Raw genomic sequence first — 17,921 nt, forward strand, 5'->3', positions numbered from 1 at the left:
GGTCAAACTGTTGGAGGCGGCATGAGCCACGTGACCACCCACATCCTCGACGCCGCGCTGGGGCTGCCCGCCCGGAACGTGCCCGTACGTCTGGAGGCGGCCGCCGACGACGCGCGCACCTCCTGGAAACCGGTGGCCGAGGGCCGTACCGACGACGACGGGCGCATCCCCGACTTCGGCCCCGATCGGCTCGACGCCGGGTACTACCGGGTCGTGTTCGACACCGGGTCCTACTTCACCGCGACCGGGCAGAAGGGCTTCTACCCCGAGGTCACCATCGTGTTCGACCTCGCGGACGAGGACGCGCACTACCACGTGCCACTCCTGCTCAGCCCGTTCGCCTACTCGACCTACCGGGGCTCCTAGCCCCGGACCACCGGCCCCGAGAAGGAGGAACACCAGACCGTATCCCCGCCGCACACAAGGCATCCCCCGACTCTTCGAGTGCGTGACAGGTCCTTCCGCATGACCACAGCGGTCCTCCCTCATACGCACAGCGCGCACCGGCGCGAGCGATGAAACGAATCCACACGGATGGAGTTCACCCTGATGGGCATCAGGCTCGGAGACAACCAGTACGGCAAGGCCGAGGTCCGCCTCGTCCACATCAACCGCGACACCGACGTCCACCGGATCAAGGACGTCAACGTCACCTCCCAGCTCCGCGGAGACCTGGAGGAAGTCCACACCATCGGCGACAACGCCAAGTGCCTGCCGACCGACACCCAGAAGAACACCGTCTACGCCAAGGCCCGGGAGTGGGGCGGCGTCGGCGCGATCGAGGACTTCGCCCTTCGACTCGCGCGGCACTTCGTGGACGAGCACGACTACGTGTACGGCGCCCGGCAGGAGGTCCAGGAGTACTCCTGGGACCGCATCACCACCGCCAAGGGCCCGCACGACCACGCGTTCACCCGCCGTGGCGCCGAGACCCGCACCACCGTCGTCAACAAGGACGGGGACAAGGAGTGGGTGGTCTCCGGCTTCGAGGGCCTGACCGTCCTCAAGTCCACCGGCTCGGAGTTCCACAGCTACCCCAAGACCCGGTACACCACGCTGCCCGAGACCAACGACCGGATCCTCGCCACCGACGTCACCGCCCGCTGGCGCTACGTCGGCACCGAACACGACTTCGACAAGGTCTACGCCTCCGTCCGCGGCCTGTGCCTGGAGGCCTTCGCCGAGACGCACAGCCTCGCCCTGCAGCAGACGCTGTACGCGATGGGCAAGGCCGTCCTCGAAGCCCACCCGGAGATCGCCGAGATCCGCTTCTCCATGCCGAACAACCACAACTTCCTGGTGGATCTGTCCCCGTTCGGCCTGGACAACCCCAACGAGGTCTTCTTCGCCGCCGACCGTCCCTACGGCAAGATCGAGGCCGTCGTCGAACGTGACGACGCCCCCGAGGCGGGCGACGCCTGGAAGGCCGTCCCGGGCTTCATCTAGTACCACGTCGAGGGACCACGTCCCCATGATCGCGACGTGCGGGGCCGAGGCGGCACCGTCTCGGCTCCGACCTCGACAGGACTCCCGTTCTCCGGGGCCCGCATGTGCGGCCGGGCCCCGGTCCCTCGTCGGCGTACCCCGCGACCGGTTCATGCTCCCGTCCGCTCCGCCGTCCTGAGGGCACCATCCGAGGACCACCTCGCCTGGCCCACGCTCCAGTGGGCCCCGCCGGCCTCAGGCGTACCCGAAATCGGTCCGCCGGGCCGTAGCGACACCACGGATCCCCCGCATCCGCAATCAGGTCTTCCACGACCGCCGATCGCAAAGGCTGGAAACTGGCCATGTCGAACAGTCCGTCCGCGAAGGACTCGGCCACAACGAACGCCACGACCCCCGATCGTCCGGAGGACGAGAAGCTGCCCGTCCGGCTCCTCCTCGTCTACGGGCTCCAGCACATCCTCACCATGTACGCCGGTGCGGTGGCACCGGCCCTCGTCATCGGCAGCGCCGCTGGACTCGCGAACGACCCCGCGGCCATGGGAATCCTCGTCAGCGGCGCGCTCCTGATGGCGGGTATCGCCACGCTCCTGCAAACCGTCGGGCACCGGAAGGTCGGCGCGCAGATGCCGATCGTGGTGGCCTGTTCGTTCGTCCCCGTCAGCGCCATCGCCACCCTGGCCGCCGGGCAGGACGGGGAGAACATGCCCGTCGCCCTCGGCGCGTCCATGGCCGCCGGCGTGTTCGCGCTGCTGCTGACGCCCTTCTTCGGCCAGCTCATCCGCTTCTTCCCCCCGATCGTGACCGGCACGATCATCACCGTCATCGGCATCAGCCTCATGCCGGTGGCCGCCGGCTGGATCATGGACGACACCACCACGGTCCTCGACGACGGCTCCACGGTTCCGGCCGCCCCCATGGCCAACCTCGCCCTGGCCGGGGTGACCCTCGCGGTCATCCTGATCGGTTCCCGCGTGTTCCCCGGCATCTGGGGACGTCTGTCCATCCTCTTCGGCCTGGTCGTCGGCACCCTCATCGCCATCCCCTTCGGCATGGCCGACTTCAGCCGCGTGGGCGAGGCGGACATCGTGTTCAACCCGACCTCGGTGTTCTACTTCGGCGCCCCCGAGTTCGAGGTCGCCGCGATCGCCACGATGTGCGTGATCATGCTGGTGGTGCTCACCGAGGGCGCCTCGCACATCATCGCGGTCGGCGAGATCACCGGTTCCAAGGTCGACGCCAAGCGCATCTCCGCCGGTCTGCGCGCCGACGTGAGCGGCTCCATCATCGGACCGATCTTCAACACCACCCCCACCAGCTCCTTCGCGCAGAACATCGGGTTGCTGGCCCTGACCGGCATCCGCAGCCGTTACGTGGTGGCCACCGGCGCCGGCATCCTGCTGCTGCTGGGCATGTTCCCGATCCTGGGCGGGGTCATGGCGGCCCTGCCGACCCCGGTCCTGGGAGGGGCGGGCCTGGTCCTGTTCGGCACCGTGGCCTCCAGCGGCATCAAGACCCTGACCAAGGTCGACTTCACCAACAACCTCAACCTGATCCTGGTGGCCACCTCCATCGGTGTCGCCATCATCCCCCTGGCCTACCCGACCTTCTACTCCTTCCTCCCCGAGGCCGTCGAGATGATCGCGCACTCGGGCATCATCGGGGCGGCGATCGTGTCGATCCTGTTGAACATCTGCTTCAACGTGATCGGACGACCGGCCTCCGGCCCGCCCTCCGACATCGACCGGGAGGACATCGGCAGCGCCGGTCCGGGCGAGGCCAAGTACTCCGACCACGCCGGGCACGCCTACCGCGACGGCACGACCGACCCGGTCTGATCGACGACCCTCCGGGGCGGGCGCACGGGATCGTGCGCCCGCCCCTCTCTCGTTCCACGGATCCGATTCCGTTCAGCGAAGGTGAATGGTATGCCTGTGAAGGTGACCGACTGGGACCTGCGCAAGCTTCGTGTACTCCGCACCCTCCACGAACGCGGAACCGTCCGGGAGACCGCCGAGGCGCTGTCCATGACACCCTCCGCCGTCTCCCAACAGCTGTCATCGCTGTCCCGACAGGTGGGGGTGGCGCTGCTGGAGGCGCACGGGCGCCGCGTCCGACTGACCGACGCGGCACACGTGCTACTGCGCCACGCCGACGTGGTGCTGGCCCAATTGGAGCGGGCCGAGGCCGAACTGGACGGATTCGTCCGGGGCGAGGCCGGCCGGGTGCGCGTGGGCGCGTTCGCCACCGCCATCCCGACCCTGGTGGTGCCGGCGTTGAGCGCCCTGCGCCGCACCCATCCGCACCTTCGCACACGGGTGCACCAGGCCGAAGCCGCCGAGGTGTACGAACTGCTCTCCGCCGGGGAAGTCGACATCGGTCTGTCCCTGGCCGCTCACGCCCCCGGTGACCAGGACGGACGCTACGAACGAGGCGAGTTGCTGACCGACCCCCTGGACGTGGCGCTGCCCGCCGGGCACCGGCTGGCCGACGCCCCCGCGCCGCACCTGCGCGACCTGTCCGACGAACCGTGGATCTATGGCGCGTCCGGCCCCTGGCGCGACATCACGGTGGCCGCCTGCGCCCAGGCCGGCTTCGTACCCGAGCAGGGGCACGTGGCCTCGGACTGGCGGGCCATCCTCGACATGGTGGCGGCCGGACTGGGGGTGGCCCTCGTCCCACGACTGGCCGCGGCCGACGACGCGCCCGGGGTGGTGCTGCGGACCCCACGGTCGGACCGACCCCGCCGGCACGTGGTGTGGGCGGTTCGCGCGGGTTCGGGCCGACGCCCCCAGATCGACGCGGCCCTGCGCTCCCTTACACGGGTCGCCGAAGAACTGCACAGCACAACCGTTCAGTACAAGTGAACGTATAGATCAAAAAGTTTCGCTGGAAGTTATCGGTCTCCCCTGCCAACCTGGATACGTCCCCACCCACCGACGTGACAGGAGAACCATGAGCGGGGCCCAGCCCTTCGATCCTCGTGACTACAACGCCCGGCCCTACGGCGGAGGTGACCCCTACGCCGACTACAAGAAGACCGAGCTCGACTTCTCCGGCCTGGTCGACCTCGCCGACCGACGTCTGGGCGGCGGCGTGCTCGCGGCCAACGACGAGTTCTTCGCCCAGCGCGAGAACCTCCTCAAGCCCGAACCCGCCTTGTTCGACCCGCACGCCTTCGGGCACAAGGGCAAGGTCATGGACGGCTGGGAGACCCGGCGCCGCCGCGGCGTCAGCGCCGAACGGCCCCACCCCACCGCCGATGACCACGACTGGGCACTCGTCCGCCTGGCGCTGCCCGGCGTGATCAGCGCCCTGAACGTCGACACCGCGCACTTCCGAGGCAACCACCCCACCGAGATCGGTGTGGAGGCCGCCCAGGTGGAGGGCACACCCACCACCGAAGAGCTGCTCGCCGCCGACTGGACCGAGCTGGTGCCCCGCACCCCCGTGTACGGGCACGCCGCCAACGGCTTCGAGGTCACCTCGACCCGCCGCTGGACCCACCTGCGCCTCAAACAGTTCCCCGACGGCGGCGTGGCCCGCCTGCGCGTGTACGGCGAACCCGTCGCCGACCCCGCCTGGCTGGCCGCGCAGGGCGCCTTCGACGTGGCCGCGCTGCTCAACGGCGGTACCGTCGAGGACGCCTCGGACCGGTTCTACTCGCCGCCGGAGAACATCATCGCCCCGGGGCGTTCGCACAAGATGGACGACGGCTGGGAGAACAGGCGCCGCCGCGACACCGGCAACGACTGGGTGCGCTTCCGGCTGACCGCCCAGGCCACCGTGCGCGCCCTGGAGGTGGACACCGCCTACCTCAAGGGCAACGCGGCCGGGTGGATCACCATCAAGGGCCGTGACGCCCGCGGCACCGACCCGGACGCCTGGTTCGAGATCGTCGGCCGAACCCGCCTGGAACCCGACAGTCCGCACCGCTTCGTCCTGGACGCCCCGGTGACCGTGACCCACGTGCGCGTCGACGCGTTCCCGGACGGCGGCATGGCCCGCCTGCACGTCTTCGGCACCCTCACCGAGACCGGTGTGGCCGACCTGGAGTCCCGCTGGAAGGCCACCGGCTCCTGACCACTCGGTCCATCGATGAATCGATGAGGGGAGGGCCCCACCGTTCGTTTCGGTGGGGCCCTCCCTACGTCCGAGGACGGTCTTGCGACCCGAACACGCCTACCGGGTGATCATCCGCCCGTTCACGCTGTCCGCGGTGACCTCGACGCCGCGCAGCAACGTGCGACGCACGCGGCCCTTGAGTTCGGCGCCGTCGTAGGCGCTGACCGGGTTGCGGTGGGCCAGCTCGCCCACGGACACCCGGAAGGACTCCTGCGGGGCGAACACGGCCAGGTCCGCCTGGGCGCCCACCTCGATGGCGCCCCTGCCCCGAACCCCGGCGACCCGGGCCGGCCCCTCCGACATCCACCGCACGACCTCGGCCAGCGGAACCCCGCGGCCGGCCGCCTCGGTCCACATCGCCGACAGACCCAGTTGGAGTCCCGAGACACCGCCCCAGGCGGTACCGAAGTCGCCGGTCTCCAGCTCCTTCAGATCCGGTGTGCTGGGCGAGTGGTCGCTGACCACACAGTCGATCAACCCGTCCCGCAGCGCCCGCCAGAGCAGGTCCCGGTTCGCGGAGTCCCGGATCGGCGGGCAGCACTTGTAGCTGGTGTCCCCCGCCGGGATCTCCTCGGCGACCAGGGTCAGGTAGTGCGGGCAGCTCTCCACCGTGAGCGGCACGCCCTCCCCCTTGGCCTGGGCGATCAGCGGCAACGCGGAGGCGCTGGACAGGTGCAGCACGTGCGCCCGCACCCCGGTACGGCGGGCGGTGTCGATGACCCGGGCGATCGCGGCGTGCTCGGCCTCGTCGGGACGCGAGGCCAGGAAGTCCGCGTACTCGCGCCCGGACGCGGCGGGCGCCGAGTCCAGCACCGTGGGGTCCTCGGCGTGCACGATCAGCCGACCGCCGAAGGCGTGGATGGCGGCGGCCGCCGTGTCCAGGTGTTCGGGGTCCAGGTGCCCGAACTCGTCCACTCCGGAGGGCGACAGGAACGATTTGAACCCGAACACCCCCTCCGCCCACAGGTCGGCCAGGGCGCCGGTGGTGTCGGGTCCGGTGTTCTCGGGAACGGCACCGCCCCAGAACCCCACGTCGACGGCGAGCTTGCCCTCCGCCGCCGCCTTCTTCGCCTTGAGGCCGGCGGTGGTGGTCGTGGGCGGCACGCTGTTGAGCGGCATGTCCACGATGGTGGTCACCCCGCCCAGGGCGGCGGCGCGGGTCGCGCTGGCGAACCCCTCCCACTCGGTACGCCCGGGCTCGTTGACGTGCACGTGACTGTCGACCAGTCCGGGCAGCAGGACCTCGTCTTCGGCCGGCCGCAGCTCACGGCGGGCGCCGACGGCGTGGTCGGTCCCGGGGAGGACGTCGGTGATGCGCCCACCGTCCACCACCACGGTGACGGGGCGCTCCCCTTCGGGGGTGAGGGCGCGGTCGGCCCGCACCACGAGTTCGTGTTCGCCCATCACTGCTCCTGTCCGACCCGGCGGGTGGCGAGGGCCTCGATGCCGGCGGCGTCGGTACCGCAGGCGTCGACGACCTCGGGCTCCTCCAGGGCACCGCACCGCAGGCCGCGGGCCAGGACGGAGGCCAGCGCCTGGGCGGTGGCCGGTTCGTCCACGACGTTACCGGCGGCGTGGCCGAGGTAGGCCTGCAAGCGCGCCGCCGCGGGGGCGAAGGCCTCGCGGTAGAACGCGTAGGTGGCCAGGTAGCGGATGGGCAGCTGGTTGGGGTGCAGGTCCCAGCCCTGGTAGAAGCCGCGCTCCAGGGAGCGCCGCACCAGCCCGGCGTGCAGACGCCACGCGGAGTGAACCTCCTCGGGGGTGCCGGCGGGCATGATGTTGCTGCCGCCGTCGGAGAGCCACACGCCGGTGCCGGCGGCGGCCACCTGCATGACGGACTTGGCGTGGTCGGCCACGGGGTGGGCCAGGCTCTGGTGCGCGGCGGTGATCCCGCAGGCCGCGCTGTAGTCGTAGGTGCCGTAGTGCAGGGCGGTGACGCGGCCCTGTCCGGCCTGGATCATCCGGGAGACCGCGACGGTGCCGTCGGGCAGCAGGATCGACTGGGGGGTCTCGATCTGCAGCTCGAAGCGAATCCGCCCCTGTGCCAGGTCCAGGTCCCTCTCCAGGCGTTCGCTCAGCCAGACCATGGCCTCGACCTGCTCCATCGAGGTGATCTTGGGCAGGGTGAGCACGAGGTTGTCGGGCAGGGATCCGTGTTCCTCCAGGAGGGTGCCCAGGAACATGCCCAGGGTGCGCACCCCGCGGTGTCGGCCGGCGGCCTCCATTCCCTTCATGCGGATGCCGAAGTAGGGCGTGGCCTCCCCCTTCGCCAGGTCCGACGCGAAGGCGCGGGCCACCTTGAGCACGTCCCGGTCCTCGGCCTCGTCGCCGGGGCTGCCGTAGCCGTCCTCGAAGTCGGCGCGCAGGTCCTCGATGGGTTCACGGGCGAGTTTGCCGCGGACCAGGGGCAGGGCGTCGGCGACGGCGGCCTCACCGATGCCGGTGGCCGCGGCCAGGTCGGCGGCCTTGGGGGCGAACTCGTCGAGCGCGGCCAGGGCCTTGGCGCCCCAGTCGGCGGCGAGAGCGGCCCCGACCTTGTCGGCGGGGACGTAGACGCTGTGGATCGGCTGGCGGCCGCCCTGATCGCCCGGGTACTCACGGTCCAGGCGGGCGTCGGCCTCGGCGAGCCGGGAGTCGAGTTCGGTGGCCAGGCCGCTCAGGCCGGGTGGGGTGTCACTCGCCACGTGGGGTGTCCTCCTCCGTCTGCGTCACCGGTCTCCACTCGAAGACCGGTCAAGTTTTCTACATGCGGATACTAACTTTTGCAATTCGGAAGAACAAGAGCTCTCGGGCGGCGAAAATCCGTCGCCGAGAGCTTCCCCGCGTGACCGAGAGCGAAAGACACCTTTCGTATTGCAGAATGAGAGCGTGACCGTAGCGGCCCTCAGCATGGGAGCACGACCCTTGTCAGCCTCACAGACCCCCCCTATGGACCAACCCCGCCCCGCCGCGGAGACGGCCCGTCGCCCCGGTGGCGTACAGTCCCTCGACCGTGCCTTCTCCCTGTTGGAGATCATGGCCGAGGCGGGTGGCGAGGCCTCACTGAGTCAACTCGCCGACTCCTCCGGGCTCCCCCTGCCCACCATCCACCGCATCATCCGCACGTTGGTCGGCAACGGCTACGTCCGCCAACTCCCGTCCCGCCGATACGCCCTGGGCCCGCGCCTGATCGGGCTCGGCGACAAGGCCGCCCAGATGCTCGGCACGTGGGCCCGACCCCACCTGGCCCAGCTCGTCGATGACCTCGGGGAGACCGCCAACCTCGCCATGCTCGACGGCGACAAGGTCATCTACGTGGCGCAGGTCCCCTCGCCGCACGCGATGCGCATGTTCACCGAGGTGGGCCGGCGCGTCCTGCCGCACTCGGCGGGTGTGGGCAAGGCCCTGCTGTCCCAGCTGAGCGACGAGGAGGCGCTGGCCACCGTACGGCGCACCGGCATGCCCGCCGCCACCGAACGCACCATCACCGACCCGGACGCCTTCCTGACCGAACTCCACCGCATCCGGGAGGCCGGCTACGCCATCGACGACGGCGAACAGGAGATCGGCGTGCGCTGCGTGGCCGTCCCCGTCAAGGACGCCCCCTCGGGCATGGCCGTCTCCATCTCCGGACCGGAGGCCCGCGTGAGCTGGAAGTTCGTCGACCGGGCCGCACCCATCGTGCGAAGCGCGGCCACGCTCCTGGCCACCGACCTCAACAACCAGTCCTGAGGCACCCATGACGAGGGGCCCTGACCGTTTTCGGTCAGGGCCCCTCGTCATGCTCACAAGTGCCGGCGGAGACCCAAAATGACTAAGTCTGTTGGTCGAATCCCAGCTTGCGCAGCTGCTTGGGGTCACGCTGCCAGTCCTTGGCCACACGCACCCGCAGATCCAGGAAGACCCGCTGCCCCAGCAGACCCTCGATCTGCTTACGGGCCCGCGAACCCACGTCCCGCAGCCGCGAACCCTTGGAGCCGATCACGATCGCCTTCTGGCTGGAGCGCTCCACGTACAAGGACGCGTAGATGTCCACCAGTTCCTTGCCGGGCTTGGTGTTCTCACGCTCGAACATCTCGTCCACCACCACCGCGATGGAGTGCGGCAGCTCGTCGCGCACACCCTCCAGGGCCGCCTCGCGCACCAGCTCGGCCACGAGCATCTCGTCGGGCTCGTCGGTGAGGTCGCCATCGGGGTACAGCGGCGGCCCCTCCGGCAAGTGCGAGCAGAGCACCTCGGCGGCGGTATCAAGCTGGAAACCACTCTGCGCGGACACCGGCACGATGTCGGCCCAGTCGCCCAGCTCGTTCACGGCCATCAGGTGTTCGCCGAGCGCGCTCTTGTCGACCAGGTCGGCCTTGGTCACCATCGCCACCACGGGGGTGTTTCGCTGGGCGGCCAGTTCCTTGGCGATGTAGGTGTCGCCGCGGCCGATCGGTTCGTTGGCCGGCAGGCAGAACACGATCACGTCCACCTCGACCAGCGTGGACCGCACCAGGGAGTCCAACCGCTCCCCCAACAGGGTGCGGGGTTTGTGCAGTCCGGGGGTGTCCACGATGATCAGCTGCGCTTCGGGGCGGTGCACGATCCCGCGCACCGTCCGCCGCGTGGTCTGGGGACGATTGCTGGTGATCGCCACCTTCTGCCCGACCAGCGCGTTCATCAGGGTGGACTTGCCGACGTTGGGTCGGCCCACGAAGCACGCGAAACCGCTGCGGAAACCCTCCGGATAGGTGGGGAGTTCGAGCGGAACACGGAGCTTCTCGAGGTCGAGATCGTTCATGGGTCCTTCTCAGCGCCGGGTGATGCTCGCGGGCACCCCGTCAGGGGCGGCGATCACCAACACCTGGGTCTTCAGGTCGTCCGCCACAGCGCGGTCGTCCTCGGTCAGCTCCTTGGCCTCGGTGACGACCACCGCGGCCTCCAGGGCGGAGGCCTCGCTGGAGACCGCCGCGGCCACGGCGGCCTGGAGCGCGGACAGGCGCAACGAGCTCAACGACACCGTCGTGGCCACGTACGTTCGGCCGGTCTCATCGCGCACCGCGGCGCCCTCGGCGGTCGCGTTGCGTGCCCGGGAGGCGCGCGCGAGCGTGATGAGCTTGGTGTCCTCGGGGTCGAGCCCCGTCGTGTCCGTCACTGGTCCATGCTCCTTACGTTCTCTTCCTTGCCCGCCTCGGGGCCGGAGTCCTCCTCCGGCAGCCGTTCCACCAGGACGGTCGTCATCCGGTTGCGGCGGCTGCTCTTGCCCTCCAGCGTGAGCCTGAGTCCAGCGTATTCGGCCTGGGCCCCTCCGGCGGGGACCCGGCCCAGCACGAACGCGACGAGTCCGCCCACGGTCTCCACGTCCGACACCTCAAGGTCGAGTTCGGGGAAGAGTTCGGCGAGCTCGCCCAGCGGAAGACGGGCGGTCACCCGAACCCGGGATTCGTCCAGACGCTCCACCGGCGGGATCTCGTGGTCGTACTCGTCGGTGATCTCCCCGACGATCTCCTCCACGATGTCCTCGATGGTGACCAGCCCGGCGGTCCCGCCGTACTCGTCGATGGCCACGGCCACGTGGTTGCGCTGCTTCTGCATCTCGCGCAGCAACTCGTCGATCGGCTTGGTGTCGGGGACGTAGGTGGCCTGACGCATCACGTCGCCCGCGGTCAGCGGAACGTCGTCGGCACCGCCCGCGGCGGCCGCCCAACGGTCGCGCAGCCGCTCCACCAGGTCCTTGAGGTAGACGATGCCGACGACGTCGTCCTCGTCCTCACCCGTGACCGGGATGCGCGAGTAGCCACTGCCCAAGGCGAGGGTGAGCACCGCGTCGGCGTCGGCCTCGCGCGCGGTGAAGACGATGTCGGGCCGGGGCACCATCACCTCGCGCACGGAGGTGTCGTCGAGCTTGAACACGGAGTGGATCATCTGCCGTTCCTCGGCGTCGATGACCTCACCCCGTTCGGCCAGGTCCACCAACTGCCGCAGTTCGGTCTCGGTACTGAAGGGTCCCTCTCGGTCGCCCTTGCCGCGCGGGGTGAGCGCCCGGCCCGCCCCCACCAGCAGCCGGGCCAGGGGACCCAGCACGACCTGTACCGGGTGGATGATCGCGGCACTGAACCTGGCGACGGGTCCGGCGAACTGCCGGCCGAGGATACGCGGGGTGACGGCGATCAGGACGCACTCCACCACGATCATCACGACGGCGGTCAGGATGATCGCGGGCCAGCCGATGCCCAGCAGGAACACCATGCCGATCCCGGCGGCCAGGACGGCGCACACCTCGCACACCACACGCAGGAACAGCAGCATGTTGAGGTGCGCGGTGGGGTCCGCGGCCACCCGTTCCCAGGCGGGACTCGCCTTGACCGCCCGCTCGCCGTAGGTCGCCTCCATACCGACCGCCACCACGCGGGTGACGGCGACCTCGGCGGCCACGAGAAGTCCGGCCAGCGCTGTCAGCACCAGCGCGACGACCAGGGCCAGCGCCCATTCCCAGGGTTCCCCGGTGCTCACCGGTGCCAGATCGGGCCAAAGCGCGCTCATCGTGCGGTCTCGTCCCCTTCGAGCTCTTCCTTCCGCGCGGCCTCACGCTCGCGCCAGGAGGCCAGGATCTCACCCTGGAGCCCGAACATCTCCTTGTGTTCGTCGGGCTCGGCGTGGTCGTAACCGAGCAGGTGCAGGATGCCGTGGGTGCACAGCAGGTCGATCTCGGCCTCGGTGCCGTGTCCGGCCTCCTCACCCTGGCGTTCGGCGACCTGCGGGCAGATGATCACGTCACCGAGCACGCCGGGGTCGCTGGTGCGGCCGGGGCCACCGGGACGCAGTTCGTCCATGGGGAAGGAGAGCACGTCCGTGGGTCCGGGCTCGTCCATCCAGCGCACGTGCAGGTCGGTCATCGGCCCTTCGTCCACCAGCACGACGGAGAGTTCGGCCAGCGGGTGGACGCGCATGGCGTCGAGCACGTGCCGGGCGAGGCGGGAGAGCCTCTCCTCGTCCATGCCGGAGACGCCGGACTCGTTGGCGACGTCGATACTCATCGAATGCGGGTGCCTCACTTGATCGGTGGTGGTCGGCGGGGCGACCCGCCGGGCGTTCTCGCGACAACGCCGTATCCGACAGCGGTGGGCCCGCGCGTTCGGCGGACCCACCGGCCGGTGTCACTACGTACTCTTCCTCAGTCTGCCCGCTCCGGGCCGTCCCCGGAGACGTCCTCTCCCCGGGTGTCGCCCGCGGGTCGGCGCCCGCGACGGGGCCGCGACCCACCCGCGTCGCCGCCGCGCCCGCTCTGAGCGGCGTCGTAGCGGCCGTAGGCGTCGACGATCTGCCCCACGAGCTTGTGCCTGACGACGTCCTCACTGGTCAGCCGGCAGAAGGCGATGTCGTCGATATCACGCAGGATGTTCTCGATGGTGCGCAGCCCGCTGGTCTGTCCACCGGGCAGGTCCACCTGGGTGACGTCACCGGTGACCACGATCTTGGACCCGAAGCCCAAACGCGTGAGGAACATCTTCATCTGCTCCGGCGAGGTGTTCTGCGCCTCGTCCAGGATGATGAAGGAGTCATTGAGGGTCCGGCCACGCATGTACGCCAGGGGGGCGACCTCGATGGTGCCGGCGGCCATCAGCTTGGGGATGGAGTCCGGGTCGAGCATGTCGTGCAGGGCGTCGTAGAGCGGACGCAGGTAGGGGTCGATCTTGTCGTAGAGGGTGCCGGGCAGGAAGCCCAGGCGTTCACCGGCCTCGACCGCGGGGCGGGTGAGGATGATCCGGTTGACCTCCTTGTCCTGCAGGGCCTTGACCGCCTTGGCCATCGCCAGGTACGTCTTGCCGGTACCCGCCGGGCCGATGCCGAAGACCACGGTGCGCTGGTCGATGATGTCGACGTAGCGCTTCTGGTTCAGCGTCTTCGGGCGGATGGTCTTGCCCCGGTTGGACAGGATGTTGGTGGTGAGCACGTCCGCGGGGCGTTCGTCGCCCGGGGCGCCCAGCATGTGGATCATGCGCTCGATGGTGTCCGGGGTGACGTGCGTGCCGCTCTTGGCGAGTTCGATGAGCTCCTCCACGAGGCGGACCACGACGGCCGTCTCCTCGGGGTCTCCCTTGATCGTGAACTCGTTGCCGCGAACGTGGATGTCGCTGTCGAAGGCCCGCTCCAGCGCTCGGAGCAGTTCGTCACCCGAGCCGAGCAGGCTGATCATCGTGTGTTCGTCCGGCACCACGACCTTGACCTGACTGCCGGCGTCCGGGTGCGTGTGAGTTGAATCGGCCATGGTGTGGCCTTACGGCCGCTGTCCCTACCCTTCGGTCACAGACCCCTCGTCGGGGCCGGGTCCCGGGCCAGGCACCGCGGTCGACGGCGCCGTTCCGGCTCACCACGGGGGTTCGGTTCACCCGAAGTGGCCGGTGGGGCCCTGTGTTCGAGTCTACCAAGGCGGATCCGGCGGATTCGAGGAGTTTGTTCGCGCCCCACCGTCACTTCCGGCCACTCACCCGGGGGGCCAGTTGAGGCCACGACCTCCCAGGACGTGCGCGTGGAGGTGGAACACGGTCTGCCCGGCACCCGCGCCGGTGTTGAAGACGAGCCGGTATCCGGTCTCGTCGATGCCCTCGGCCACGGCGACCTCGTGGGCGTCCTGGACCAGGGCGTCCAGCAGGCCGGTGTCGTGGGCGGCCGCGGAGGCCGCGTCGGGGTGGTGGTCGCGCGGGATCACCAGGACGTGGGTTGGTGCCTGGGGGTTGATGTCACGGAAGGCCACCGTCCGCTCTCCCTCACGGACGATCTCCGCCGGCACCTCCCCCTCGACGATCTTGCAGAAAAGGCAGTCGGGGTCGGCCATCGCACACCTTCCATCATGGGACCCTCGCCGTGCGGCGGGGCCCGTACCCGGTTCGTCCGTGGACCATGATGCCGCAGTGGCCCGTAGGTCGCAGGGGACACAAGGAAGAGATGAACCCTCAACCTTTCCGGGATCGTACCGATCCCGGCTCCCCCCACGGGAGTGGGATACGGCACGATAGGCTTGGCGTCCGTGCGCGTCGAAGTGTCCATTCCACCTGCCCTTCGGCCGGATCCGGCGCGTTCGGACGGGATCGCACGACTACCTGGAAAAGAAGAGGTATGCCCTTTCGTAAACCCCGCGACAAGGGTGTGCGTCGAACAGACGTGACGACAGAAACCATGGTCGCCGGAGCCGGCACGGCGCCGCTCTCGGTCGAGTGGGACGCGGACCACGCCGTGACGGAGCTCTATCGAGAGCACTACCGTCCACTCGTTCGACTCGCCACCCTTCTCGTCCGGGACCACGCGACCGCCGAGGAGGTCGTCCAGGACGCCTTCGTGGCCATGCACGGAGCCTGGCGCCGGCTGCGAGACCCCAACAAGGCCCTCTCCTACCTGCGTCAAGCGGTGGTGAACAAGGCCAGGTCCGTCCTGCGTCACCGCGCCGTGGTCGAGAAGCACGCCCCCAAGGCCCTGCCGGACGCCCCCAGCGCCGAGCACGGGGCCATGAACCTGTTGGAACGCGAGGCCGTGATCCGCGCCCTGCGTAAACTTCCCACCCGCCAGCGAGAGGCCATCGTGCTCCGGTACTACGGTGACCTGTCCGAAGCACAGATCGCCGATGCCATGGGCATCAGCCGAGGCGCGGTCAAGAGCCACACCTCCCGTGGTGTTTCCGCGCTCCGCTCTGCACTGGAGCAGACCTCATGAGCAGCCCCAACGATCCGAACGAGATGGAGTTCGAGAACCGACTCCGGCAGGCCCTGCACGCCTCGGCCGACGAATTCACACCGTCGGCCGAGGGACTCAATCTGATCCGTGAGCGCACCGAACGCCGCCGTGGCGCGCTCTGGCTCGGTCTTCCCTGGCTACGCCCCGTCGCCGCGGTGGCGGGGGCCGTACTCATCGCCGGTTCGGTGATCATGTCGAACCCCCAAGTGCGCGACCAGGTGATGGAGATCGTGCCCGCCGGGGCGGACCGCGAGGACACCCCTCCCGCCGCCGGTGAGGAGCAGGGCGGTGACGCGTCCGCTTCGTCCACCGCGAGCGACTCCGCGACCGGGACCAGCCACCCCACCGAGAAGCCCGAGGAGGGTTCCGAGGCCTCCCCCTCTCCGGAGGACGAGGAGGACACGGAGGAGGAGGGCGTGGAGTCCACCTCCAGCTGCCCGCCCAAGGACGAGGTCACGCCCACGGCGACCGACTCCGAGCGGGACAAGGAGGAGCGGGACGCGGCTTCGGCCGATCCCGAGTGCGACCCGGAACAGGAGCCGACCGAGGAACCGACCGGTCCCGGCACGGACCCCGGCACCGCCCCGGAGGACGACCCCGAGGACGACGAGTCCCCCGGTGGCGGCACCCCCGGTAACGGGAACAACGGCGGCGGCGGTACCGAGGACGAGCTTCCCAGCGCCCAGTGACCCGGGTGGCATGAGGACTCCGGTGGTGTGACACCGAGAAAACGAGGAGGACCCGCGCCTACGGCGCGGGTCCTCCTCGTTTCGTTCTACCAGCGCCCGGTTCGGGCCTGGAGCAGTGACAGGGCCGCCACCCCCGCGGTGGAGGTGCGCAGGACCGAATCGCCCAGCAGCGCCCGGACGGCACCCGCCTCGTCGAACGCGGCGAGCTCCGCTTCGGACACTCCGCCCTCGGGCCCCACCACAAGTACGACCTCGGTGACGGAGTCCGGCAGCGGCAGTCGGGACAACCGTTCGGTCGCGTCCTCGTGCAGGACCACCGACAGGTCGGCCTCGGCCAGCAGCGCCGCCGCGCCCTTGCGGTCGACGGGTTCGGTGACCTCGGGCAGGCGCGCCCTGCGGGCCTGTTTGCCGGCCTCCCGGGCCACGGCCCGCCACTTGGCGAGGGCTTTGGCGCCCCGGTCGCCCTTCCACTGGGTGACGCACCGTTCCGCGGCCCAGGGAACGATGGTGTCGACCCCGACCTCGGTCATCGTCTCCACCGCGAGCTCCCCCCGGTCCCGTTTGGGCAGGGCCTGGAGCACGGTCAGACGGGGACGCGGCTCGGGTTCGTCGAGGCGTTCGAGAACCCGGCACAGGAGGGCTTCCTTGCCGAGGACCTCCACCACCTCGCACCGCGCCCGCGAGCCGAGACCGTCGGAGAGATCAACGGTCTCGCCCTCACGGACGCGTCGGACCGCGGCGGCGTGCCGCCCCTCGGGCCCGTCGAGCCGGATCCGGTCGGCGGCCAGGGCCGCGGTGTCGACCAGGAATACCGGTGGGGTCACTTGCCGGCGCCGAAGGCGTCACGGATCTTGGAGAAGAACCCGCCGTGGCCAGGGCTGAACCGGCCCGGGTTCTGGTCCTCCCCGCGCAGTTCGGCGAACTTGCGCAGCAGGACCTCCTGCTCCTCGTCGAGCTTGCTCGGCGTCTCCACGTCCACCCGGATGCGCAGGTCGCCCCGTCCACCACCGTCGAGGTGGCTGACGCCCTTGCCGGGAAGGGTGATGACGTGTCCGGAGTTGGTACCCGGGCGCAGGTCGATGTTCTCTGTGCCGTCGAGGGTGTCGAAGGCGAAGGAGGCGCCCAGCGCGGCCGCGGTCATCGGCACGGCGATGGTGCAGTGCAGGTCGTCACCGTGACGCTCGAAGGTCGGGTGCGACTTCTGGACGATCTCCAGGATGATGTCGCCGCGCGGTCCGCCGTTGGGGCCGACCTCGCCCTCTCCCGCGAGCTGGATGCGGGTGCCGTCGTCGACACCGGCGGGGATCTTGACGGTGCGGGTGACCTTCTCGCGGACCCGCCCCTCACCGGCGCAGTCACCGCAGGGGTTGGTGATGACCGAGCCCTGGCCCGAGCACTGCGGGCAAGGGCGCGAGGTCATGACCTGGCCCAGGAAGGAGCGCGTGACCTGGGATACCTCACCCTGGCCATGGCACATGTCGCAGGTGGTTCGCTGTGAACCGGCCGCCGTCCCCTCACCCTGGCAGGTGTCGCACAGGATGGCGGTGGGGAAGGTGATCTCCTTGCTGACGCCGAACGCGGTCTCGACCAGGTCCAGCTCGATGCGGATCTTGATGCTGCGTCCGCGCCGGACCCGCTCGCGCGGGCCCCGCCCACCGGGCTGGCCGCCGCCGAAGAAGGCGTTCATTATGTCGTCGAAGGCGAAGCCGCCCGCGCCACCGAAGCCGCCGGCGCCGCCACCGCCTCCGCCACCCGGGGCGAAGGGGTCGTGACCCATGTCGAACATCCGACGCTTGTTCTCGTCGGAGAGGACCTCGTAGGCCTGGGTCACCTCTTTGAAGCGATCCTGGGTCGCCGGGTCGGGGTTGACGTCCGGATGCAGCTCGCGCGCGAGCCGCCTGTACGCCTTCTTGATCTCGTCCTTGGACGCGTCGCGACGCACCCCGAGAACCTGGTAATAGTCTCTGGCCACTG

General features: G+C 69.8%; 18 protein-coding genes. 8 read left to right on the forward strand and 10 right to left on the reverse strand.

The genetic code is table 11. From position 1 onward, the window contains the following. The first annotated feature begins 21 nt into the window (after positions 1 to 21). The 5 genes from uraH (at position 22) to alc (ending at position 5,526) form a co-directional block, all read left to right on the forward strand. Complete coding sequence (uraH, locus tag ABZ717_RS18670) at positions 22 to 366, forward strand: hydroxyisourate hydrolase (protein ID WP_358511984.1); 345 nt, start codon at positions 22 to 24, stop codon at positions 364 to 366. A gap of 183 nt (positions 367 to 549) precedes the next feature. Next, entirely contained in the window at positions 550 to 1,446 is an 897-nt protein-coding gene (gene pucL / locus ABZ717_RS18675; protein ID WP_358512123.1) for a factor-independent urate hydroxylase, read from the forward strand. Positions 1,447 to 1,787: 341 nt separating this feature from the next. After that, positions 1,788 to 3,281: a nucleobase:cation symporter-2 family protein gene (locus tag ABZ717_RS18680; protein WP_358511987.1), complete on the forward strand. Its 1,494-nt coding sequence runs from the start codon at positions 1,788 to 1,790 to the stop codon at positions 3,279 to 3,281. 90 nt (positions 3,282 to 3,371) lie between these two features. Next, positions 3,372 to 4,310, forward strand: a complete 939-nt coding sequence (locus tag ABZ717_RS18685) for a LysR substrate-binding domain-containing protein (protein ID WP_358511990.1) — start codon at positions 3,372 to 3,374, stop codon at positions 4,308 to 4,310. 88 nt (positions 4,311 to 4,398) lie between these two features. After that, on the forward strand, positions 4,399 to 5,526 hold the full coding sequence (alc, locus tag ABZ717_RS18690; protein WP_358511993.1) for an allantoicase: 1,128 nt from the start codon (positions 4,399 to 4,401) through the stop codon (positions 5,524 to 5,526). A 99-nt stretch (positions 5,527 to 5,625) separates the two neighbouring features. Here the strand turns inward: alc and allB are convergent, their stop codons facing one another. Both allB and ABZ717_RS18700 read right to left on the reverse strand, forming a co-directional pair. Next, entirely contained in the window at positions 5,626 to 6,972 is a 1,347-nt protein-coding gene (gene allB, locus ABZ717_RS18695; protein WP_358511996.1) for an allantoinase AllB, read from the reverse strand. After that, complete coding sequence (locus ABZ717_RS18700) at positions 6,972 to 8,252, reverse strand: aldolase (RefSeq protein ID WP_358511999.1); 1,281 nt, start codon at positions 8,250 to 8,252, stop codon at positions 6,972 to 6,974. Before ABZ717_RS18700 ends, allB begins: the two co-directional genes overlap by 1 nt. Positions 8,253 to 8,496: 244 nt before the next feature. Between ABZ717_RS18700 and ABZ717_RS18705 the strand changes: the two genes are divergently transcribed. Next, positions 8,497 to 9,279: an IclR family transcriptional regulator gene (locus ABZ717_RS18705; RefSeq protein WP_358512002.1), complete on the forward strand. Its 783-nt coding sequence runs from the start codon at positions 8,497 to 8,499 to the stop codon at positions 9,277 to 9,279. A gap of 82 nt (positions 9,280 to 9,361) precedes the next feature. Here ABZ717_RS18705 and era read toward each other — a convergent pair whose 3' ends face one another. The 6 genes from era to ABZ717_RS18735 all read right to left on the reverse strand — a co-directional run bounded on the left by era (position 9,362) and on the right by ABZ717_RS18735 (position 14,365). Then, positions 9,362 to 10,330: a GTPase Era gene (gene era / locus ABZ717_RS18710; RefSeq protein ID WP_358512005.1), complete on the reverse strand. Its 969-nt coding sequence runs from the start codon at positions 10,328 to 10,330 to the stop codon at positions 9,362 to 9,364. A gap of 9 nt (positions 10,331 to 10,339) precedes the next feature. Further along, a complete protein-coding gene (locus tag ABZ717_RS18715; protein ID WP_358512008.1) occupies positions 10,340 to 10,684 on the reverse strand; it encodes a cytidine deaminase in 345 nt (114 codons plus the stop codon). Then, positions 10,681 to 12,072 (reverse strand): hemolysin family protein, encoded by a 1,392-nt coding sequence (locus ABZ717_RS18720; RefSeq protein WP_358512010.1) that lies wholly within the window; start codon positions 12,070 to 12,072, stop codon positions 10,681 to 10,683. The genes ABZ717_RS18715 and ABZ717_RS18720 overlap by 4 nt, the downstream gene beginning before the upstream one ends. Further along, positions 12,069 to 12,566 (reverse strand): rRNA maturation RNase YbeY, encoded by a 498-nt coding sequence (gene ybeY / locus ABZ717_RS18725; protein WP_304077739.1) that lies wholly within the window; start codon positions 12,564 to 12,566, stop codon positions 12,069 to 12,071. The genes ABZ717_RS18720 and ybeY overlap by 4 nt, the downstream gene beginning before the upstream one ends. Before the next feature lie 137 nt (positions 12,567 to 12,703). Continuing rightward, on the reverse strand, positions 12,704 to 13,798 hold the full coding sequence (locus tag ABZ717_RS18730; RefSeq protein ID WP_358512014.1) for a PhoH family protein: 1,095 nt from the start codon (positions 13,796 to 13,798) through the stop codon (positions 12,704 to 12,706). Positions 13,799 to 14,014: 216 nt separating this feature from the next. Then, entirely contained in the window at positions 14,015 to 14,365 is a 351-nt protein-coding gene (locus tag ABZ717_RS18735) for a histidine triad nucleotide-binding protein (protein WP_358512017.1), read from the reverse strand. Positions 14,366 to 14,706: 341 nt separating this feature from the next. Here ABZ717_RS18735 and ABZ717_RS18740 point away from each other — a divergent pair, with 341 nt between their 5' ends. Both ABZ717_RS18740 and ABZ717_RS18745 read left to right on the forward strand, forming a co-directional pair. Next, a complete protein-coding gene (locus ABZ717_RS18740; RefSeq protein ID WP_358512126.1) occupies positions 14,707 to 15,237 on the forward strand; it encodes a SigE family RNA polymerase sigma factor in 531 nt (176 codons plus the stop codon). Then, on the forward strand, positions 15,234 to 15,947 hold the full coding sequence (locus ABZ717_RS18745; RefSeq protein ID WP_358512020.1) for a hypothetical protein: 714 nt from the start codon (positions 15,234 to 15,236) through the stop codon (positions 15,945 to 15,947). Before ABZ717_RS18740 ends, ABZ717_RS18745 begins: the two co-directional genes overlap by 4 nt. Before the next feature lie 86 nt (positions 15,948 to 16,033). Here the strand turns inward: ABZ717_RS18745 and ABZ717_RS18750 are convergent, their stop codons facing one another. Beyond that, the gene (locus tag ABZ717_RS18750) at positions 16,034 to 16,771 is read right to left on the reverse strand and encodes a 16S rRNA (uracil(1498)-N(3))-methyltransferase (RefSeq protein ID WP_358512023.1); all 738 of its coding nucleotides are present in this window, start codon (positions 16,769 to 16,771) and stop codon (positions 16,034 to 16,036) included. Continuing rightward, the gene (gene dnaJ / locus ABZ717_RS18755) at positions 16,768 to 17,919 is read right to left on the reverse strand and encodes a molecular chaperone DnaJ (RefSeq protein ID WP_358512026.1); all 1,152 of its coding nucleotides are present in this window, start codon (positions 17,917 to 17,919) and stop codon (positions 16,768 to 16,770) included. Before dnaJ ends, ABZ717_RS18750 begins: the two co-directional genes overlap by 4 nt. Positions 17,920 to 17,921: the final 2 nt, after the last annotated feature.

Source organism: Nocardiopsis sp. NPDC006832 (genome assembly GCF_040635885.1).
GTDB lineage: Bacteria > Actinomycetota > Actinomycetes > Streptosporangiales > Streptosporangiaceae > Nocardiopsis.

What these genes read in the sequence shown, in the direction of transcription:
- uraH (WP_358511984.1), top strand. Translation starts at nt 22, where the DNA reads ATGAGCCACGTGACCACCCACATCCTCGACGCCGCGCTGGGGCTGCCC.
- pucL (WP_358512123.1), top strand. Translation starts at nt 550, where the DNA reads ATGGGCATCAGGCTCGGAGACAACCAGTACGGCAAGGCCGAGGTCCGC.
- ABZ717_RS18680 (WP_358511987.1), top strand. Translation starts at nt 1,788, where the DNA reads ATGTCGAACAGTCCGTCCGCGAAGGACTCGGCCACAACGAACGCCACG.
- ABZ717_RS18685 (WP_358511990.1), top strand. Translation starts at nt 3,372, where the DNA reads ATGCCTGTGAAGGTGACCGACTGGGACCTGCGCAAGCTTCGTGTACTC.
- alc (WP_358511993.1), top strand. Translation starts at nt 4,399, where the DNA reads ATGAGCGGGGCCCAGCCCTTCGATCCTCGTGACTACAACGCCCGGCCC.
- allB (WP_358511996.1), bottom strand. Translation starts at nt 6,972, where the DNA reads ATGGGCGAACACGAACTCGTGGTGCGGGCCGACCGCGCCCTCACCCCC.
- ABZ717_RS18705 (WP_358512002.1), top strand. Translation starts at nt 8,497, where the DNA reads ATGGACCAACCCCGCCCCGCCGCGGAGACGGCCCGTCGCCCCGGTGGC.
- era (WP_358512005.1), bottom strand. Translation starts at nt 10,330, where the DNA reads ATGAACGATCTCGACCTCGAGAAGCTCCGTGTTCCGCTCGAACTCCCC.
- ABZ717_RS18720 (WP_358512010.1), bottom strand. Translation starts at nt 12,072, where the DNA reads ATGAGCGCGCTTTGGCCCGATCTGGCACCGGTGAGCACCGGGGAACCC.
- ybeY (WP_304077739.1), bottom strand. Translation starts at nt 12,566, where the DNA reads ATGAGTATCGACGTCGCCAACGAGTCCGGCGTCTCCGGCATGGACGAG.
- ABZ717_RS18730 (WP_358512014.1), bottom strand. Translation starts at nt 13,798, where the DNA reads ATGGCCGATTCAACTCACACGCACCCGGACGCCGGCAGTCAGGTCAAG.
- ABZ717_RS18735 (WP_358512017.1), bottom strand. Translation starts at nt 14,365, where the DNA reads ATGGCCGACCCCGACTGCCTTTTCTGCAAGATCGTCGAGGGGGAGGTG.
- ABZ717_RS18740 (WP_358512126.1), top strand. Translation starts at nt 14,707, where the DNA reads ATGGTCGCCGGAGCCGGCACGGCGCCGCTCTCGGTCGAGTGGGACGCG.
- ABZ717_RS18745 (WP_358512020.1), top strand. Translation starts at nt 15,234, where the DNA reads ATGAGCAGCCCCAACGATCCGAACGAGATGGAGTTCGAGAACCGACTC.